This window comes from Candidatus Clostridium radicumherbarum (assembly GCF_045310525.1).
GTDB classification, from domain to species: domain Bacteria; phylum Bacillota; class Clostridia; order Clostridiales; family Clostridiaceae; genus Clostridium_AT; species Clostridium_AT radicumherbarum.
Genome location: NZ_JBJHZY010000004.1, coordinates 247502 through 263971 on the forward strand (window position 1 = coordinate 247502; position 16470 = coordinate 263971).

Consider the following 16470-nt stretch of genomic DNA (forward strand, 5'->3'; position numbering starts at 1 on the left):
AGTCCGAACACTGGGCAGTTTAAAATTACTCGTTGCCACTCGCAAACTGCCCGTTAAAGTCCATTTAGGACTTTAACCTCCTAATAATTAAAATTGTTTTAAAAATCTAACGTCGCTTTCATAAAGAAGTCTTATATCTTCTATTCCATATTTAAGCATTACCATTCTATCTATCCCAAGTCCAAATGCAAAGCCGCTGTATACTTCAGGATCAATGCCACAATTCTTAAGTACCTGAGGATGTACCATACCACAGCCTAGGATTTCTATCCAACCGCTGCCTTTGCATAGCTTACAGCCATCTCCTCCGCACATAAAGCAAGTTGCATCCATTTCTGCTGAAGGCTCTGTAAAAGGAAAATGATGTGGTCTGAATTTAGTAACTACCTTTTCTCCAAACATCTTCTTAGCAAATAAATCCAGGGTTCCCTTTAAATCTGCGAAGGTGATACCCTTATCTACCACCAAGCCTTCCATCTGATAGAAAATTGGCGAATGTGAGGCATCTACTGCATCAGAACGATAAACTTTTCCAGGTGCTATAACCTTAATAGGAGGTTTTTGCTTTTCCATAGCTCTTATTTGAAGTGGTGAAGTTTGGGTCCTAAGAACTATATTATCATTTATATAAAAGGTATCCTGTTCTCCTCTTGCTGGGTGGTTTTTAGGAATGTTAAGTGCTTCAAAGTTGTAATAGTCAAGCTCTACCTCTGGTCCCTCAATTACTGAAAATCCCATAGATAAGAATATATCCTGTATATTATCTATAGTTTGAACAAGAGGATGTCTCTTTCCTAATTCTTGTTTTCTTCCTGGCATTGAAATATCAATAACCTCTCTTTGAAGTTTAAGTTCCTTTTCCTTATTTTTAATATTTTGGGAAGTCTCTTCTATAAAGCTTTCAAGAGCCTCCTTCACTTCGTTAACCATTTTACCTATTATTGGTCTTTCTTCTTGAGATAGCCCACCCATACCTCTCAGTATTTGAGTAAGTTCTCCCTTTTTTCCTAGATATTTAACTCGAATATTTTCAATTTCAACCTTACTAGCAGCTTCCTTTAACTCCTTTAGGCCATTCTGCATAATAGCTTCAAGTTTTTCTTTCATAATCATTATCTCCTTTCGAATTTTGTACATAAAAAAATCCGTCCCAAAAAAGGGACGGATATATTCCGCGTTACCACCCTAATTGACAATAAATGTCCTCTTAGATAAATTTAATGGTTCTACCCACTGACAGCTACTTTATTTCACAGTCAGAACTCAAAAGCGAACTTCAACATAAAAACTTATAAAAAGGCTTTCAGTCTTTGACCTTTTCTCCCTGAAAAAATTTTTTATATTTACTCTCTTTCTCACAGTTTAATATAAACTTATTTTTTTATTATAATTTACTTAATATTAAATGTCAACTTCTGTCTTACTGCTTCAAATAACATAATGGAAGCTGCAACTGCTGCATTTAAAGATTCGGCACCACCAGGCATAGGAATTTTAACCTTTATGTCGCCAATATCATAAATTTCTTCACTAATACCGCTGCCTTCATTACCTACAGCTATTATTAAATTTTTCTTTAAGTTAACATTATAAAAGTCAACAGAGTCTTCTAAAGAACTTACTAAAAGTTTAAAACCATTATCTTTTAGTGCTTTAGTAAATTCTAAATTCTCATCTTCAATAACTGGTATGTTAAAAATAGAACCCATAGTAGATCTTAAGGTTTTTTCATTATATATATCCACAGTACCTTTTGTAACTATAACACCTAAGGACCCTGCAGCATGTGCACTTCTAATTATGGTTCCTAAGTTTCCGGGATCTTGAATTTTATCAGCTAAAAGATAAATTCCATCTTTTTTTTCTACAGGCACTTTAATTTTATCTACAACTGCAATTATGCCTTGAGGGTTTTCAGTATCAGAAAGCTGCTTAAAAACAGTTTCCTTAACTATGTATATTTTTGTATAACTTTTTATTAAGCCTTCTAGCTTATATTCTTTCCACTTATTTAAGTTATTTTCATTTATAAAAATTTCTGAAACTTTAAAAGTAGATTTTAAAGCTTCTTCTGTAAACCTAAAGCCTTCTACTAAAAATTTAGAATTTAGGGTTCTGTATCTTTTTTCCTTCAGCTTCTTTGCCTCTTTAATTATAATATTATCTTTACTTTGAATTAGCTCCAATAACTTTCACCTACTTCTAATAAAAAAATGCAGCCTTAAGCTGCATTTTTATTAAGCGTTTATTTGCTTCTTAGCTACATCAACTAATTCTCCAAAAGCCTTTGGATCATTAATAGCTATTTCTGAAAGCATTTTTCTATTTATATCAATTCCTGCAAGCTTTATACCATTCATAAATCTTGAATAGGAAAGACCATTCATTCTAGTAGCAGCATTTATTCTTGCTATCCAAAGCTTTCTGAAATCTCTCTTCTTAAGTTTTCTGCCTACGTATGCATTTCTTAAAGCTCTTACAACTGTTTCATTCGCAGTTTTAAATAATTTGCTTTTTCCACCATAGTAGCCCTTCGCTAGCTTTAATATTTTCTTATGATATTTACGAGCGTTTACAGCCCTTTTAACTCTTGCCATTTAATTAACCTCCTTTAAGAACCTCATATTATAGATATGGTAATAATTTCTTCATTGCTTTTTCTTGTGCAACTGCTACGTAGCTAGTTTTTCTAAGATTTCTCTTTCTCTTTGAGCTCTTCTTAGTTAATATATGGCTCTTAAAAGCGTTAGCTCTCTTAAGCTTACCTGAACCTGTTTTCTTGAATCTCTTTGCTGCACCTCTATGTGTCTTCATTTTTGGCATAATAAAATTCCTCCTCTCAGTTATGCTCTTTTAGGAGCTAAAATCATTATCATATTCTTACCTTCCAGTTTAGATGCTTTTTCTACTATGCAAACCTCATCTAATCTGTTTGAGAAAGATTGAAGTATTCCAAAGCCTATATGAGAATATTCGACTTCTCTACCCCTAAATCTAATTGTAACTTTTACTTTATCTCCATCTAATAAGAATTTTCTAGCATTGTTAGCTTTAATTGAAATATCATGATCTTCTATGTTAGGACTTAATCTAACTTCTTTAATATTAACAATCTTTTGCTTCTTCTTTGCTTCTTTATCCTTCTTTTGCTGCTCATATACGAACTTGCCAACATCCATTATTTTGCAAACAGGTGGAGCTGCGGTAGGAGCAATTAGAACTAAGTCTAGTTCTTTTTCTTCTGCCATCCTCAAAGCTTCCTTTGTAGGAATAACACCTAATTGACTGTTATCACTGCCAATAAGTCTTACTTCTTTTTCTCTAATTTCCTCATTAATAAGAAAATCTTTACTTATAACTTTCACCTCCTAAAAGGTAATATATATCCGTCAACACATTTTATATCAATATAAAAAAGGACGGCAGTGGCCGTCCCTTAATAGTTCTAATCCGAAAAACTATCATAACCTATCTAGCAATGCTGAAAGGTGAGAAACGGCTGTTTCTTCTTAACATAGAATATTCTACACTGTATTTTACACATTGTCAATAAAAATAATTAATTCTTAAACAATTTAATGCCTTGCTTCATTTTCTTGCACATGTTACAACCATTACAAATTATAGCCCTATTTTCAAAAACCTTCTTTATTGTATCTAAAACTTCTTTATTAGTACAATTTTCGTCACCATGAATTATTATTTTTTTAGGTGCATTAGTTATTAGTCCACTAAGCAGCATATCTTCAATATTAACTGTAGCACTGTACTTAACATCAGACAAGTCGCTAAACAAGCTGTCCATTATATTATTTCCAGCCTCATCTAGAATGCTATAGCTGCCATCCTTTTGTATCAAAATATTGACCTTATCTATTTTACTATCTTGCAGCTCAACAAAATACTTTAAAAGATTTATAAATTCATTATACTCCCTTTCTACCATATAGCTCTCAACTACTTTATCTATAATACTTTCTAAATCCCCTAAAAGCTCTTTCATCCTAAAAGTAATAAAACCTTTAATATTAATTTCTTTATTTTCTGCAATGCATTCTATTATCTTTTGCATAATTGAGTTTTTTCTATTTCTAAAATACACCATATATTCATTTAGTATTGCACCTTCGCTCTTAAAGGCCTCTAAACTTAATCTTTTGATCTCCTTAATCTCATCATATTTTAAAAAGAAATATGTATCCGTAAGAAATCCCTGCATATTTTTTTTATAATATTCACTAATAACCATATTATATAAAATGTTAGACATATAAAGATTAAATATATCCAAAAATCTTTTATTTACTGAAGAATCTTCACAAAATATTTTTAAGAAGTGGGTATTGAACTCTAGACTTTCAGAAAAACCAATAATAATATTCCTATCGCGAAAATATTTTTTCATTGCATTAACTTCATCAATTATATCCTCATTGCCATTTTCATATACAACAGTTAAAAGTAGCATCACTCACACTCCTTTCTTAAAATAGTATGTGTTTTAGAAAAATGTATATGCAAAATAAATAATGCAATTATCGACAAAAAAAGTTAATTTGTACTTTCTTGATAAAATAATAAAAAGATTGTATTGTATAATTAACTATTAAGAATGTAGGTGTTAGAATGAAAGCTGTCTTAGTGGATTATAGAATTGATGAAGATGAAAAAGAAAATTTAAAAGCTTTAAAATTAGAAGTCTTAACTGTACCTCCTTTTAAAAGGCTTTATAAGGCTGTATGCGGACATCCAGATATGTTATTAAATATAGTAAATGAGAATACTATTATTGTGCATAAAGAAATGGACATAAATTTTGTAAAGAAATTAGAGAATTATAAATATAAAATACTTTATTCAAGTAATAGTCTTAATTCAAAATATCCTTTAGATATAATTTTAAACGCCCTAAATTTAAAGAATTTATTTCTTCACAACCTTAAATATACTGATAATGCATTACTGCAAAATATAAGTTCCAAAAAAGTAAAATCAGTCTCTCAAGGTTATACAAAATGTTCAACTGCTATTATTAGCAGCAGTGCTGTAATGACAGGTGATAAAGGCATTGCAAAATCCTTAAGTGAAGAAAACATTGATGTTTTGCTCCTTCCACCAGGAGATATAATTCTACCAGGCTTAAATTATGGTTTCATTGGTGGCTGCTGCGGATTATTAGAAGATGGCTTATTAGCCTTTTATGGCCATTTAGATAATTATCTCTATGGATATGAAGTAAAGGGATTTTTAAAAAAGCATAAAGTAGAACCTATTTTTTTAAGTAAAGATAAACTTTTTGATAGAGGAAGCATTTTTGTAATTAATAATTAACAATAAATAAAGATGAACGGAAACTTTTAATTAAAATTAGCGAAGATTCATCATATTTAATACAAAAAAGACTTTAGAAATTAAATTTCTAAAGTCTTTTTTGGAGGCGCCATCCAGATTTGAACTGGAGAATAGAGGTTTTGCAGACCTCTGCCTTACCACTTGGCTATAGCGCCATATGGAGCGGAAGACGGGACTCGAACCCGCGACCTTCACCTTGGCAAGGTGACACTCTACCATTGAGTCACTTCCGCATATTATATGGTGGCCAGACCAGGAATCGAACCAGGGACACGAGGATTTTCAGTCCTCTGCTCTACCGACTGAGCTATCTGGCCATATTAAATTTTGTTTCCGCTGCAAAAAAAAGAACAATATTATAGTTTAGCAGCACTGGGTAATATGAATCAGCCGATTGCCATCGGCTATATTACCCGTCAAACGTCATTTAGACCTTTGACCTCTACCGACTGAGCTATCTGGCCATATTAAATTAAGTTGGCGACCCAGAAGGGGCTCGAACCCTCGACCTCCGGCGTGACAGGCCGGCACTCTAACCAACTGAGCCACTGGGCCGTATTTAATTGACTTTGTGGTGGGCACAACAGGGCTCGAACCTGTGACCCTCTGCTTGTAAGGCAGATGCTCTCCCAGCTGAGCTATGCGCCCACAAAGTTATTTGACACATTTACAATTATATATTGGTATTAAACAATTGTCAATAACTTTTTCCACAATTTATACACCACTTTATAACAACTTTGTTACCCTATACTTATTAACTATTTAATTTATTTAGTAATTCTCCTATATCATCATTAGAAAATACATAAGAGGTATTGCAGAAATGGCAGGTAATTTCCTCTTCCTTCCCTTCATTATATATTTCTTCTAAGTCCTTCCTTCCAATACTTATTAAAGCCTTTTCAACCCTTTCCCTAGAACAATCACATTTAAATTTTGGCTCAAGGCTGTCTAGAATATTTAAATTCATATCTTCAAAAATAAACTCAAGAATTTCTTCAATTGTCAAACCCTTTTCTATTAATTCAGTAATTGAGGGTATTTCTTCGAGCCTATAGGTTATTAAGTCAGCTACAAGTTCGCTAGCTCCAGGCATCATTTGAATAATAAATCCCCCAGCTGCCTTTATACTTAGATCTGTGTTTACAAGTACTCCAAGTCCAACAGCTGAAGGTGTCTGTTCTGAGGCTGTGAAATAATATGCTAAATCGTCTCCTATTTCGCCAGTATAAATTGGAACTTGGCCTACATAAGGCTCTTTTAGTCCCATATCTCTTATAACAAGCAAGTTCCCATTTTTACCAATTGCTCCGCCTACATCTAGCTTACCTTTACTATTTGCTGGTAAATCCACTTCTGGATTACCAATGTAACCTTTAACTGAGGCATTTGAGTAGGCTGTTACTACAACACCCTTGGCTTCACCACCTCCAGAAATCTGTAAGGTTAAACTCTCGTCCTCGGATTTAAGCATTGCTCCCATAAGGCTTCCAGCTGTTAGCATTCTTCCTAAGGCAGCAGCAGCTGTAGCAGCACAATTGTGCATTTTAACTGCTTCATTAACCAAGTCTGTAGTTATTGCTCCAACTATTCTTATTGCTCCATCTTGAGCAGTAGCTCTTATTAATTTATCTGACACAAAAATATCTCCTTTGCTTTGTTTATTTAGCTAGAATATATGCTATTCTTTCACATTTTTCATAAATTGGAATTTCTTCATAATTATTTAGTTTTCCTTTAATGACAAAGCCAGCCTTCTTAATAATTTTTTCTATATCAATTTCCTTATAAGCCCTTTCCGTATGCTCTTCATCGAATCTTTTATAGTTTTCCTCTTCCTTTACAAAAAAAGTGAGCTTCATATCAACTATATCATTTTCAAGGTAGTTGTCCCATACATACACTACATTATCATCGTCAAAAGTAAATACATTATTAGCCAAAATGTTTGTGAGTTTATAATAAGAATTAATATCAAAGATAAATATGCCATTATCTTTTAGATGCTTAAAGACACTTGTAAAATATGCTTCTAAATCTAATTCATCTAAAATATAATTGGTGGCATCTAAACAGCATGTTATTAAATCAAATTTTTGGTTTAGATTTAAATTACAAATATCTTGACATATAAATTTAGCTTTAATACCATGAGCTCTTAGTTTACTTTCAGCCTCTGTAAGCATGGAACTTGATAAATCCACAGCCCAGGTGGCACTAAATTTCTTAGAAATTTGTTCTGTCATATTTCCTGTTCCGCAAGCCAAATCTAAATAATCTTTTTTCTCAACATTTAGACTTGAACATAAAGTTAAAATTTTATCAGCCCAAGCTTTATAATCAACATCACAATTTATAAGTTCATCATAAATATGTGCTAAGTCTTTATATTGGCTCATAATATTCCCCCCATCTTAGCAATATTTCTAAGGCTAATAATATATATTTTTAGCAACTAAGTCAATATTATTTCCCATTTTCTTCCAATCTAAAGTCTGCATAACCATTTTTCATTATTATTTCCTTATTCTTGGGGAGCTTCATATCCTTCTTTCTTTTAGTCATAATTCCCCCAATTCTTCCTGTTTCTTCAGCAGTAAGTCCGCTCCAGCCGAGCCTATCTACCTTTTCTCGAAGCCCTAGTTCCTCAGCAATTTCATATTTTATTTCTTCTCTAAGTCTTTCTATCTCTGTAAGCTCCCTATTGGATTTTAGTTTAGCTTTTATAACTTTTTTTAAAGGCGTTTTACCCATTATATACCCCTCCCTAAGTTTCTATTTTCTATTTTTAACTTATAAGGAGAGCAATATACATAAAATATAACAAAATTTAAAAGAGGGAGCTAACTCCCTCTTTTTAAAATAAATGACATGCAACAAAATGTTCTTTTTCTACTTCTTTAAATTCTGGTGTTACTTCGCTGCAAATTGGTTTTGCATATCTGCATCTTGCAGCAAATCTACAACCGGGCTTTGGATTTATAGGACTTGGTACTTCACCTTCAAGCATTATTCTCTTTCTATTCTTTTCAGTTTCTGGATCTGGAATTGGAATAGCAGAAAGTAAAGCTTGAGTATAAGGATGAAGCGGTTTTGAATATAAATCATGGCTGCTGGCAAGCTCCACCATAGTACCTAAATACATAACTCCTACTCTATCTGATATATGCTTAACCATTGAAAGGTCATGAGCTATAAACAGATAGGTAAGACCAAGTTCCCTTTGAAGCTTTATAAGTAAGTTTACAACCTGAGCTTGTATAGATACATCTAGTGCAGATATAGGCTCGTCACAAACTATAAATTCTGGTTCTATAGCAAGTGCTCTAGCTATTCCTATTCTCTGTCTTTGTCCGCCAGAGAATTCATGAGGAAATCTGGAAGCATGCTCCTTATTTAATCCAACAAGTTCAAGTAATTGATATACTTTATCAACTTTTTCTTGACCTGTATATAAGCCATGTATTTCTATTCCTTCAGCAATAATATCTCCAACTGTCATTCTAGGATTCAAGGATGCATATGGGTCTTGGAATATTATTTGTGCTTTTCTAGTAAACTCTTTCTTCTGCTTAGAATTTGAGTTATGAATATCCACTCCATCGAATAAAACTTCTCCAGATGTAGCAGGATATAAGCCCATAACTGTTCTTCCGCAGGTAGTTTTACCACAGCCTGATTCTCCTACCAGTCCAAGAGTTTCTCCTTTATTAATAGTAAAGCTAACATCATCTACGGCCTTAAGTATAGCGTTAGGCCCTACTTTAAAATATTTCTTTAAATTTTTAACTTCTATTAAAGCTTTGTTTTCCTTATTTTGACTCATTTGCTGAACCTCCAATACCGTCTGGCTTAGCTACTTTTGGTGCATATGGATGCTGCAACCAGCAATTAACTGAGTGGGTTGGGGAAAGTACAGTAGTTTCTGGCATAGCTTCCTTACAAATTGCCATAGCATGATCACATCTTGCTGCAAAAGGACATCCAACAGGTGGATTTAATAAGTCAGGAGGTGTACCTTTTATTGCATATAGTGTATCCTTGTGTTCAGTTGATAGTCTTGGAACAGCTCTTAATAATGCCCAAGTATATGGGTGCTGTGGGTTGTAAAATAATTCCTCCACAGTTCCTCTTTCTATAATTAAACCCGAATACATTACTTGAATTTTATCTGCAAAATCTGCTACAACGCCAAGATCATGTGTAATAAGAATTACAGCAGAGCCAAGCTTATCTTGAAGATCTTTAATAAGATCCATGATTTGTGCTTGTATAGTTACATCTAGAGCTGTTGTAGGTTCATCTGCTATTAATATTTTAGGATTGCAGGCTAGAGCTATGGCTATCATTGCCCTTTGTCTCATGCCGCCTGAAAATTCATGAGGATACTGTTTTGCTCTTTTGTCAGCATTTGGAATATTAACAAGCTTTAGCATTTTAACAGCTTCATCAAAGGCTTCTGCCTTTGACAATCCTCTGTGTATTATTAAAGATTCTGCTATTTGATCTCCTACAGTCATGGTAGGATTTAAGGAAGTCATTGGATCTTGGAAAATCATGCTAATATCTAATCCTCTAAGTTCTCTTAAGGCATTTTCATCCATTTTTAAAATATCTTGTCCATTAAATAGTATTTCTGAACCTTCCTTAATTTCTCCAGGAGGTGTTTGTATTAGTCTCATAAGAGACTTGGATGTAACTGATTTTCCACAGCCTGATTCTCCAACTATAGCCAGAGTCTCACCTTTGTTTAAGAAAAAATCTACACCTCTTACTGATTGAACTTCTCCTGCATAAGTATGATATGAAACCCTAAGGTTTTTAACCTCTAATATTTTGTCCATTTTCTTTCCTCCTTACTGACGAAGCTTTGGATCTAGTGCGTCTCTTAAACCATCACCTAGTAAATTAAATGCGAGAATAGTTAAACTTATTGCTACAGCAGGGAAAATAAGCTCATGTGGATGATTTGTCATAGCTCCCTGCCCTGCAAATACCAATGCACCCCAGCTTGTGTTTGGAGGTTGAATACCTAAGCCTAAGAAGCTTAAATAGGCTTCGTCGAATATATATCCTGGTACATCCATAGATACATATACTATAATTACACCAATTGTATTTGGTATTAAATGTTTTGAAATAATTCTAGTAGGACTTGCACCAAGGGCTTTAGCAGCCATAACATATTCTGAATTCTTTAGCTGCATAACTTGTCCTCTTATAAGACGAGCTATTGTCATCCAGCCGGTAATAACTAATGCAAGTATTAAGGTTCCGATACCAGGAGGCAAAACAATAAGTAATAATATAACAACTATTAAATATGGTATAGTAGCAAATACTTCAAGAATTCTCATCATTATTGTATCAGCTATTCCGCCAAAGTAGCCGCTTATACCACCATAAAGGCAGCCAATTACTATTTCAACTGCTGTACCTACAAATCCTATAATAAGAGAAACTCTGCCTCCAATTAAGGTTCTTGCAAATAGGTCTCTTCCTACATTATCAGTTCCAAACCAGTAATTACCAAAAGGTGCCTTGTCTAATAGCTTATAATCTTGAACATCAAACTTGTGAGGAGCTAAATAAGGTCCAAATACACAAGCAAAAATTACTAATATTAAAAATCCAAGTGATACCATAGCAACAGGATTCTTTTTTAACCTTCTCCAAGCATCCTTCCAAAAGGTTATTGCTGGTCTGTTTATTTTTTCTGCGTCTGCATCAAAAGCTCCTAGTATTTCAAACTTGCTTTTATCTAGTAACATAAGTTTCACCTCTACTCCTTAGAATCTGTCAATTTCATTTTTGGATCCACTATAACATAGGCAATATCCGCCAATAATTGAGCTACGATGTAAATGAAAGCAAAGAAAACTGTAAGGGACATAATAACAGTATAATCTCTGTTACTTATTGAATTTACAAGTTCTCTTCCTATTCCTGGTATGGCAAATATTTGTTCTATTACTATGGAACCCATTAGAACATAAGCAACTCTAGGTCCAAGCACGGAAATAACAGGAACTAATGCATTTTTTAAAATATGCTTTATGGTTAAAGGTATTTGTGATACCCCTTTTGCTTTAGCTGTTAGAATATAATCTTGATTTACTACATCTAGTATTGAAGACTTTGAATATCTTGCAAAGCTCGCAATGCTACCAAAGCTTAGTGCTAAGGATGGCATTAATGTATATTTAAAGGCTGTAAAGAAGTAGGTATGAGCGCCCCATCCTACAGTTGGCAGCCCGTATTTTCCACCGAAACCAAGTTGAAATAAGAGGGCCAGTACAAAGGCTGGAATAGACACCCCTAATATTGCAATTAAAATAACTAAGTAATCAATCCATGAATTTCTCTTTAAGGCTGCAACTATACCTAAAAGTAGACCAACTATGAGTCCAAATGAAATAGCTTGTAAGCCAAGTCTTAAGGTTACTGGAAACTCAGCCTTTAGTAGACTATTAACAGTTCTTCCTGGATATATTATGGATTCACCCATATTGCCAGTTAATAAATTTTTAATATAAATGCCATATTGAACATAAAGTGGCTTATCAAGATTGTATTTTGCTCTTATAATCTTTTGAGTAGCTTCTGGCAGTACTCTTGCCTTTGTCATAATAGGATCACCTGGGATGCTATTTATAAGAATAAAAGTCAAAGTAGCTACTACCCATAAAGTTACTATCATAAGTCCTATTCTTTTCAATATATATTTAGCCATATTCTTCCCCCCGCCTTAGAGCATGAATATCAACAGGGCAGTTGCCCTGTTGATGTATAATTAGTTATTTACTATTTTCCGGAAATATAAGCTCTTGTAAAGTCATAGTATCCACCAAACTTTTGAATATAAAGGCCTTTAACATAAGTATGAATAAATGCGTTTATATCTCTGTAGTAAGTTGGAATAACAGCAGCATCTTTTGCAATTAATAAATCTTCAGCTTGTTTGTAGTTAGCTTCTCTCTTTGCTGAATCTGTAGATGCTCCAGCTTCTTTTACTAATTTATCATAGTCAGGGTTATTGTAGCCACCATTGTTATTACCGCTATTGCTTAAGAATACAGCAAAGAAGGAATGAACATCGTTATAGTCTGCACCCCAACCGCCTGCACATAAGTCAAATTTTCCATCTGTTCTGTCTTTAAAGTAAGTTGGTGAGTCAACATTAAATACTTGTTTAACATTTATTCCAAACTCATCTTTATAAGTCTTTTGTAGGTAGTCACCTATAGCTTTTGTAGTAGCTGAAGACTTACCTAAAAGTAGAGTTAAAGTAACAGTATTAGGATCAGTAATTCCAACTTCTTTTAATCCTGCAGTCATTAATGCCTTTGGATCATCCTTAAGAGCCTTTAATGGTTCTGCAACATCTTTTCTATAATCCTTGTCTCCTGCCATAATTCCATTTGGAACTATACCATTAGATGGGAAGTTTCTCTTGTAAACAACATCTAAGAATTCTTGTCTGTTTAAGCCAAGAGATAATGCTTCTCTAACCTTTTGGCTCTTTAGAGCTGGGCTAGGAGTAAAGTTCTTAGTCTTTCCTACATTTACATATAAGAAGAAAGCAGATGTATCATAGCCTGATTGATAAGTATATTCACCTGAATCAGCAGCCTTCTTTAAATTAGCCAGGTCATCACCTACTATATTTGTAGTTAGAAGGTCTAATTCTTTTCCTTGAAGCATTTTAACCATAGTTGCTGGTTCTGTAACTATTGGAGCATTAACAGTTTTTAAATATATATCTTTTGCATCCCAATATTTATCATTTTTAGTGTAAACTATTTTTGAATTTGGTTGGTAGCTAGAAATTACAAATGGTCCGTTATAAACCATAGTTGTATAATCTGAACCGTATTTGTCTCCTAATTTCTTAGCAATATCTTCTCTTCCAGGAACTAAGCCTTTAAAGGCAATTGCACTTTCAAAGTAAGCTGTAGGAGCCTTTAAAGTAACTTCAAAGGTATAATCGTCTACTGCTTTTAGTCCAAGATTATCTAATAAGCTTTGATATTTATCAGTTTGGTTCTTATTTACTGCATCTAAGAGCTCATCAGCACCTTTAATACCGATTTCAGCTAAGAAAGTCATATAGTCAGCACCATTTTTAGGATCAGCTTGTCTCTTCCAGTTAAATACATAGTCTTTTGCAGTTACTGGAACTCCGTCTGACCATTTTGCATCCTTTCTTAAATGGAAAGTGTAAACTGTTTTATCAGCATTAGTATCAATCTTTTCTGCTCCAGCAAGCTCAGTTGTAACCTTACCATCTTTCATGACTTCTCTAGTAAGAGCTTCATAAACTGCAGTGTAGGTTGTAAAAGTTTCAGTATCACTTGCTAGTGCTGGGTCAAGAGTCTTAAAATCATACCCTAGAACGTTTAATGTTTGATCTGCATCTTTTTTGTCTGCAGCTGGTGTTGGAGTTGGCGCTGGCTTGTTTCCACAGCCTGCTAACAAAGAAGTTGCTAGTAGAGCAGCTGTTATTACTGCTGCTAATACTTTTTTACTTTTCATTTATTAATTCCCCCTTTTATAGTATCTATCATAATAAGTATTTCTACTTATTACATCAAAAAATAATAAACTCAATTAACCTATATAATATATTCAACCTAAAATTAAAAATTCCTGCTTTAATTTGCTGAAAATTTATTTTTTTCTCTATTTTTAAAATTATTTTTCTTTTTAAACCATGTAGTCAATTAATTTTATCTACATAAATCAACAAATAAAGACAAAATAGTTGAACTATTGAATATAGATTTTTTCGTTTTTTCATTTTTTCCATAGTAGCATAAATTAATAAAGCTTGTCAATGTACATATTGCCTTGTTATTTTAATAACTATTTCGAATATTAATTTTTAATTTTCTGATACATGAATGTATAAATTCAAATCTCATATGTTTTTTTATAAATTAGTGCTATTTTTTATTAATTTATTAATTACCTTAATAAATTCTCTTTTTAATAAAAAAGTATATAATTTTATAAATATTAATTATATAATATAGTATAGATTTTTATATGAGCTAAACAATTAATAATTGTTTAGTGCAGAATAAGGAATACAAGGAGGTTTTAATATGAAATATAATGTAGCAGTAGTTGGAGCCACTGGTATGGTTGGAAGAAAATTTATTGAAGTATTAGAGGAAAGAAACTTTCCAATAGATAAAATTTATTTCTATGCTTCTAAAAAGTCAGCTGGCTTACAAATAGCCTTTAAGGGGATTGATATAACAGTTGAGGAGCTTAAGGAAGAAAATATAAAAAATAAAAGCATTGATTTCGCACTATTTTCTGCTGGAGGAGATATAAGCCTTCAATTTGCCCCAATTTTTGCAAAGTATAATGCTGTTGTAATTGATAACAGCAGTGCTTGGAGGATGAATCCAGAGGTTCCTCTGGTTGTACCCGAGGTTAACCCTGAAGATATTAAGTGGCACAAAGGTATAATAGCAAACCCAAATTGCTCAACAATACAGGCTGTAGTTGCACTTAAACCCCTTTATGATAAATATGGCATTAATAGAATAGTATATTCTACTTATCAAGCTGTGTCAGGTGCCGGTATGTCTGGCTATAAGGATTTAGAAGAAGGCTTTAAGGGTACAGATCCTAAAAAGTTTCCTTATGCAATTGCTGGAAATGTTCTTCCTCATATTGATGTTTTTATGGAAAACGGCTATACAAAGGAAGAAATGAAGATGATTAATGAAACAATAAAAATTCTTCATGATGATAAATTAAAAATCACAGCTACAACGGTTAGAGTTCCAGTTTATTATGGCCATAGTGAAAGTATTAATGTTGAGCTAAATGAAAACTTTGATATTAAGGATATTTTTCAGCTTTATAGTAATTCTAAAGGAATTATCTTAAAAGATGATGTGAAAAATTTAGTTTATCCTATGCCAATTGATGCTGCTGGACATGATGAAGTCTATGTAGGAAGAATCAGAAGGGATTTTAGCCTTGAAAATGGTCTTAATCTATGGGTTGTAGCCGATAACATTCGAAAAGGTGCAGCATCAAATGCAGTACAAATTGCAGAATGCATAATAAATGACGACAAATAAATAAAATTAAAATAATTTAGTAAATTAAAGTATTGAAAAGCTTAACTTAAGTTTTAATTTAAAATTATATTATAGGAGGAATTAAAATGAGTATTTTCAAAGGCTGCGGTGTAGCTATTATAACTCCTTTCACAGAAACAGGTGTAGATTTTGAAAAATTAGAACAGCTTATTGAGTGGCAAATTGAAAATGGTACTGATGCAATAATCGTCTGCGGAACTACTGGAGAAGCTTCAACTATGAGTGAAGCTGAAAGAAAGTCAACTATTAAATTTACAGTAGATAAGGTTAATAAAAGAATTCCAGTAATTGCAGGTACAGGAACAAATAATACAGAGGCTTCAATTAATATGAGTAAATGGGCTGAAAGCATAGGTGTTGATGGTCTCCTCATAATTACTCCATATTACAATAAAACTACTCAAAAGGGCTTAGTTGAACACTTTAAGGCTATAGCAAATAGTGTAGAAACCCCTATTATCATCTACAATGTACCCTCAAGAACTGGAATGAACATGGAACCTAAAACCTTACTTAAGCTTTCAGATATAAAAAATATTGCTGCAATAAAAGAAGCAAGCGGAAACATCAGCCAAATAACTAAGATGAAGGCCATATGTGGTGATAAAATAGATATATATTCCGGTAATGATGATCAAACAATTCCAATTATGTCAGTTGGAGGTATTGGCGTAATTTCAGTACTTGCCAATGTAATTCCTAAAGATATGCATAATATGTGTATGGAGTATCTAAAGGGAAATCATGAAAAGGCTTTAAAGATTCAATTTGATACCTTAGCTTTAAATGATGCTCTTTTCATTGAAACAAACCCTATACCTGTTAAAACAGCATTGAATCTTATGGGAATGAAGGTTGGTAATTTAAGACTGCCTTTGTGTGAAATGGTGGATAGTAATCTTGAAGTTCTAAAGAGAGAATTAAATGCTTACGGAATAGAGATTGAAAGTTAAAATAAATAATTAAAATTTCTTACTACATGCAAGAATTT

The 16470-nt window shown here is 33.0% G+C and carries 17 protein-coding genes, 5 tRNA genes and 2 other annotated features; of the genes, 3 read left to right on the forward strand and 19 right to left on the reverse strand.

Features of this window, described 5'->3' with window-relative positions:
• Positions 1-87: 87 nt before the first annotated feature.
• The 6 genes from pheS to ytxC all read right to left on the reverse strand — a co-directional run bounded on the left by pheS (position 88) and on the right by ytxC (position 4468).
• Positions 88-1107, reverse strand: a complete 1020-nt coding sequence (gene pheS, locus ACJDUH_RS17160; protein WP_406766434.1) for a phenylalanine--tRNA ligase subunit alpha — start codon at positions 1105-1107, stop codon at positions 88-90.
• A gap of 47 nt (positions 1108-1154) precedes the next feature.
• Positions 1155-1368 (reverse strand) — a binding site (T-box leader).
• Between the two features lie 23 nt (positions 1369-1391).
• On the reverse strand, positions 1392-2186 hold the full coding sequence (locus ACJDUH_RS17165) for a TrmH family RNA methyltransferase (RefSeq protein WP_406766435.1): 795 nt from the start codon (positions 2184-2186) through the stop codon (positions 1392-1394).
• A gap of 51 nt (positions 2187-2237) precedes the next feature.
• Positions 2238-2597: a 50S ribosomal protein L20 gene (gene rplT, locus ACJDUH_RS17170; RefSeq protein ID WP_406766436.1), complete on the reverse strand. Its 360-nt coding sequence runs from the start codon at positions 2595-2597 to the stop codon at positions 2238-2240.
• A 28-nt stretch (positions 2598-2625) separates the two neighbouring features.
• Positions 2626-2823, reverse strand: coding sequence for a 50S ribosomal protein L35 (gene rpmI / locus ACJDUH_RS17175; RefSeq protein ID WP_406766437.1), 198 nt, complete (start codon positions 2821-2823; stop codon positions 2626-2628).
• Between the two features lie 20 nt (positions 2824-2843).
• Complete coding sequence (gene infC / locus ACJDUH_RS17180) at positions 2844-3365, reverse strand: translation initiation factor IF-3 (RefSeq protein WP_406766438.1); 522 nt, start codon at positions 3363-3365, stop codon at positions 2844-2846.
• Between the two features lie 40 nt (positions 3366-3405).
• Positions 3406-3517: a sequence feature (ribosomal protein L20 leader region), on the reverse strand.
• A 42-nt stretch (positions 3518-3559) separates the two neighbouring features.
• Positions 3560-4468 (reverse strand): putative sporulation protein YtxC, encoded by a 909-nt coding sequence (gene ytxC / locus ACJDUH_RS17185; RefSeq protein WP_406766439.1) that lies wholly within the window; start codon positions 4466-4468, stop codon positions 3560-3562.
• Positions 4469-4626: 158 nt separating this feature from the next.
• Here ytxC and ACJDUH_RS17190 point away from each other — a divergent pair, with 158 nt between their 5' ends.
• The gene (locus ACJDUH_RS17190; protein WP_406766440.1) at positions 4627-5331 is read left to right on the forward strand and encodes a DUF6873 family GME fold protein; all 705 of its coding nucleotides are present in this window, start codon (positions 4627-4629) and stop codon (positions 5329-5331) included.
• Positions 5332-5432: 101 nt separating this feature from the next.
• Here ACJDUH_RS17190 and ACJDUH_RS17195 read toward each other — a convergent pair.
• The 13 genes from ACJDUH_RS17195 to ACJDUH_RS17255 form a co-directional block, all read right to left on the reverse strand.
• Positions 5433-5507 (reverse strand) — tRNA-Cys (locus ACJDUH_RS17195).
• Positions 5508-5510: 3 nt separating this feature from the next.
• Positions 5511-5585: transfer RNA gene (locus ACJDUH_RS17200), tRNA-Gly, on the reverse strand.
• Positions 5586-5593: 8 nt separating this feature from the next.
• Positions 5594-5669, reverse strand: a tRNA-Phe gene (locus ACJDUH_RS17205).
• A gap of 161 nt (positions 5670-5830) precedes the next feature.
• Positions 5831-5907: transfer RNA gene (locus ACJDUH_RS17210), tRNA-Asp, on the reverse strand.
• 17 nt (positions 5908-5924) lie between these two features.
• Positions 5925-6000 (reverse strand) — tRNA-Val (locus tag ACJDUH_RS17215).
• 109 nt (positions 6001-6109) lie between these two features.
• Complete coding sequence (gene hslO / locus ACJDUH_RS17220; protein WP_406766441.1) at positions 6110-6994, reverse strand: Hsp33 family molecular chaperone HslO; 885 nt, start codon at positions 6992-6994, stop codon at positions 6110-6112.
• A gap of 22 nt (positions 6995-7016) precedes the next feature.
• Complete coding sequence (locus tag ACJDUH_RS17225; protein WP_406766442.1) at positions 7017-7754, reverse strand: class I SAM-dependent DNA methyltransferase; 738 nt, start codon at positions 7752-7754, stop codon at positions 7017-7019.
• 67 nt (positions 7755-7821) lie between these two features.
• Positions 7822-8109 (reverse strand): alpha/beta-type small acid-soluble spore protein, encoded by a 288-nt coding sequence (locus tag ACJDUH_RS17230; protein WP_406766443.1) that lies wholly within the window; start codon positions 8107-8109, stop codon positions 7822-7824.
• A gap of 103 nt (positions 8110-8212) precedes the next feature.
• Positions 8213-9181 carry an ABC transporter ATP-binding protein gene (locus ACJDUH_RS17235; protein ID WP_406766444.1) on the reverse strand — a complete coding sequence of 323 codons (969 nt, stop codon included), beginning with the start codon at positions 9179-9181 and terminating at the stop codon, positions 8213-8215.
• Complete coding sequence (locus ACJDUH_RS17240; protein ID WP_406766445.1) at positions 9168-10199, reverse strand: ABC transporter ATP-binding protein; 1032 nt, start codon at positions 10197-10199, stop codon at positions 9168-9170. The genes ACJDUH_RS17235 and ACJDUH_RS17240 overlap by 14 nt, the downstream gene beginning before the upstream one ends.
• 12 nt (positions 10200-10211) lie before the next feature.
• Positions 10212-11126, reverse strand: a complete 915-nt coding sequence (locus ACJDUH_RS17245; RefSeq protein ID WP_406766446.1) for an ABC transporter permease — start codon at positions 11124-11126, stop codon at positions 10212-10214.
• Between the two features lie 11 nt (positions 11127-11137).
• The gene (locus ACJDUH_RS17250; RefSeq protein ID WP_406766447.1) at positions 11138-12088 is read right to left on the reverse strand and encodes an ABC transporter permease; all 951 of its coding nucleotides are present in this window, start codon (positions 12086-12088) and stop codon (positions 11138-11140) included.
• 71 nt (positions 12089-12159) lie between these two features.
• On the reverse strand, positions 12160-13890 hold the full coding sequence (locus tag ACJDUH_RS17255; RefSeq protein ID WP_406766448.1) for a peptide ABC transporter substrate-binding protein: 1731 nt from the start codon (positions 13888-13890) through the stop codon (positions 12160-12162).
• A gap of 572 nt (positions 13891-14462) precedes the next feature.
• Between ACJDUH_RS17255 and ACJDUH_RS17260 the strand changes: the two genes are divergently transcribed.
• Both ACJDUH_RS17260 and dapA read left to right on the forward strand, forming a co-directional pair.
• Positions 14463-15458: an aspartate-semialdehyde dehydrogenase gene (locus tag ACJDUH_RS17260; RefSeq protein ID WP_406766449.1), complete on the forward strand. Its 996-nt coding sequence runs from the start codon at positions 14463-14465 to the stop codon at positions 15456-15458.
• Between the two features lie 86 nt (positions 15459-15544).
• Positions 15545-16432: a 4-hydroxy-tetrahydrodipicolinate synthase gene (dapA, locus tag ACJDUH_RS17265; protein ID WP_406766450.1), complete on the forward strand. Its 888-nt coding sequence runs from the start codon at positions 15545-15547 to the stop codon at positions 16430-16432.
• Positions 16433-16470 lie beyond the last annotated feature (38 nt).

Coding starts and splice junctions, on each gene's coding strand:
- rpmI (WP_406766437.1), bottom strand. CDS start 2,823: ATGCCAAAAATGAAGACACATAGAGGTGCAGCAAAGAGATTCAAGAAA.
- ACJDUH_RS17260 (WP_406766449.1), top strand. CDS start 14,463: ATGAAATATAATGTAGCAGTAGTTGGAGCCACTGGTATGGTTGGAAGA.
- ytxC (WP_406766439.1), bottom strand. CDS start 4,468: ATGCTACTTTTAACTGTTGTATATGAAAATGGCAATGAGGATATAATT.
- ACJDUH_RS17255 (WP_406766448.1), bottom strand. CDS start 13,890: ATGAAAAGTAAAAAAGTATTAGCAGCAGTAATAACAGCTGCTCTACTA.
- ACJDUH_RS17240 (WP_406766445.1), bottom strand. CDS start 10,199: ATGGACAAAATATTAGAGGTTAAAAACCTTAGGGTTTCATATCATACT.
- pheS (WP_406766434.1), bottom strand. CDS start 1,107: ATGAAAGAAAAACTTGAAGCTATTATGCAGAATGGCCTAAAGGAGTTA.
- ACJDUH_RS17230 (WP_406766443.1), bottom strand. CDS start 8,109: ATGGGTAAAACGCCTTTAAAAAAAGTTATAAAAGCTAAACTAAAATCC.
- ACJDUH_RS17250 (WP_406766447.1), bottom strand. CDS start 12,088: ATGGCTAAATATATATTGAAAAGAATAGGACTTATGATAGTAACTTTA.
- ACJDUH_RS17245 (WP_406766446.1), bottom strand. CDS start 11,126: ATGTTACTAGATAAAAGCAAGTTTGAAATACTAGGAGCTTTTGATGCA.
- ACJDUH_RS17235 (WP_406766444.1), bottom strand. CDS start 9,181: ATGAGTCAAAATAAGGAAAACAAAGCTTTAATAGAAGTTAAAAATTTA.
- ACJDUH_RS17225 (WP_406766442.1), bottom strand. CDS start 7,754: ATGAGCCAATATAAAGACTTAGCACATATTTATGATGAACTTATAAAT.
- ACJDUH_RS17190 (WP_406766440.1), top strand. CDS start 4,627: ATGAAAGCTGTCTTAGTGGATTATAGAATTGATGAAGATGAAAAAGAA.
- dapA (WP_406766450.1), top strand. CDS start 15,545: ATGAGTATTTTCAAAGGCTGCGGTGTAGCTATTATAACTCCTTTCACA.
- rplT (WP_406766436.1), bottom strand. CDS start 2,597: ATGGCAAGAGTTAAAAGGGCTGTAAACGCTCGTAAATATCATAAGAAA.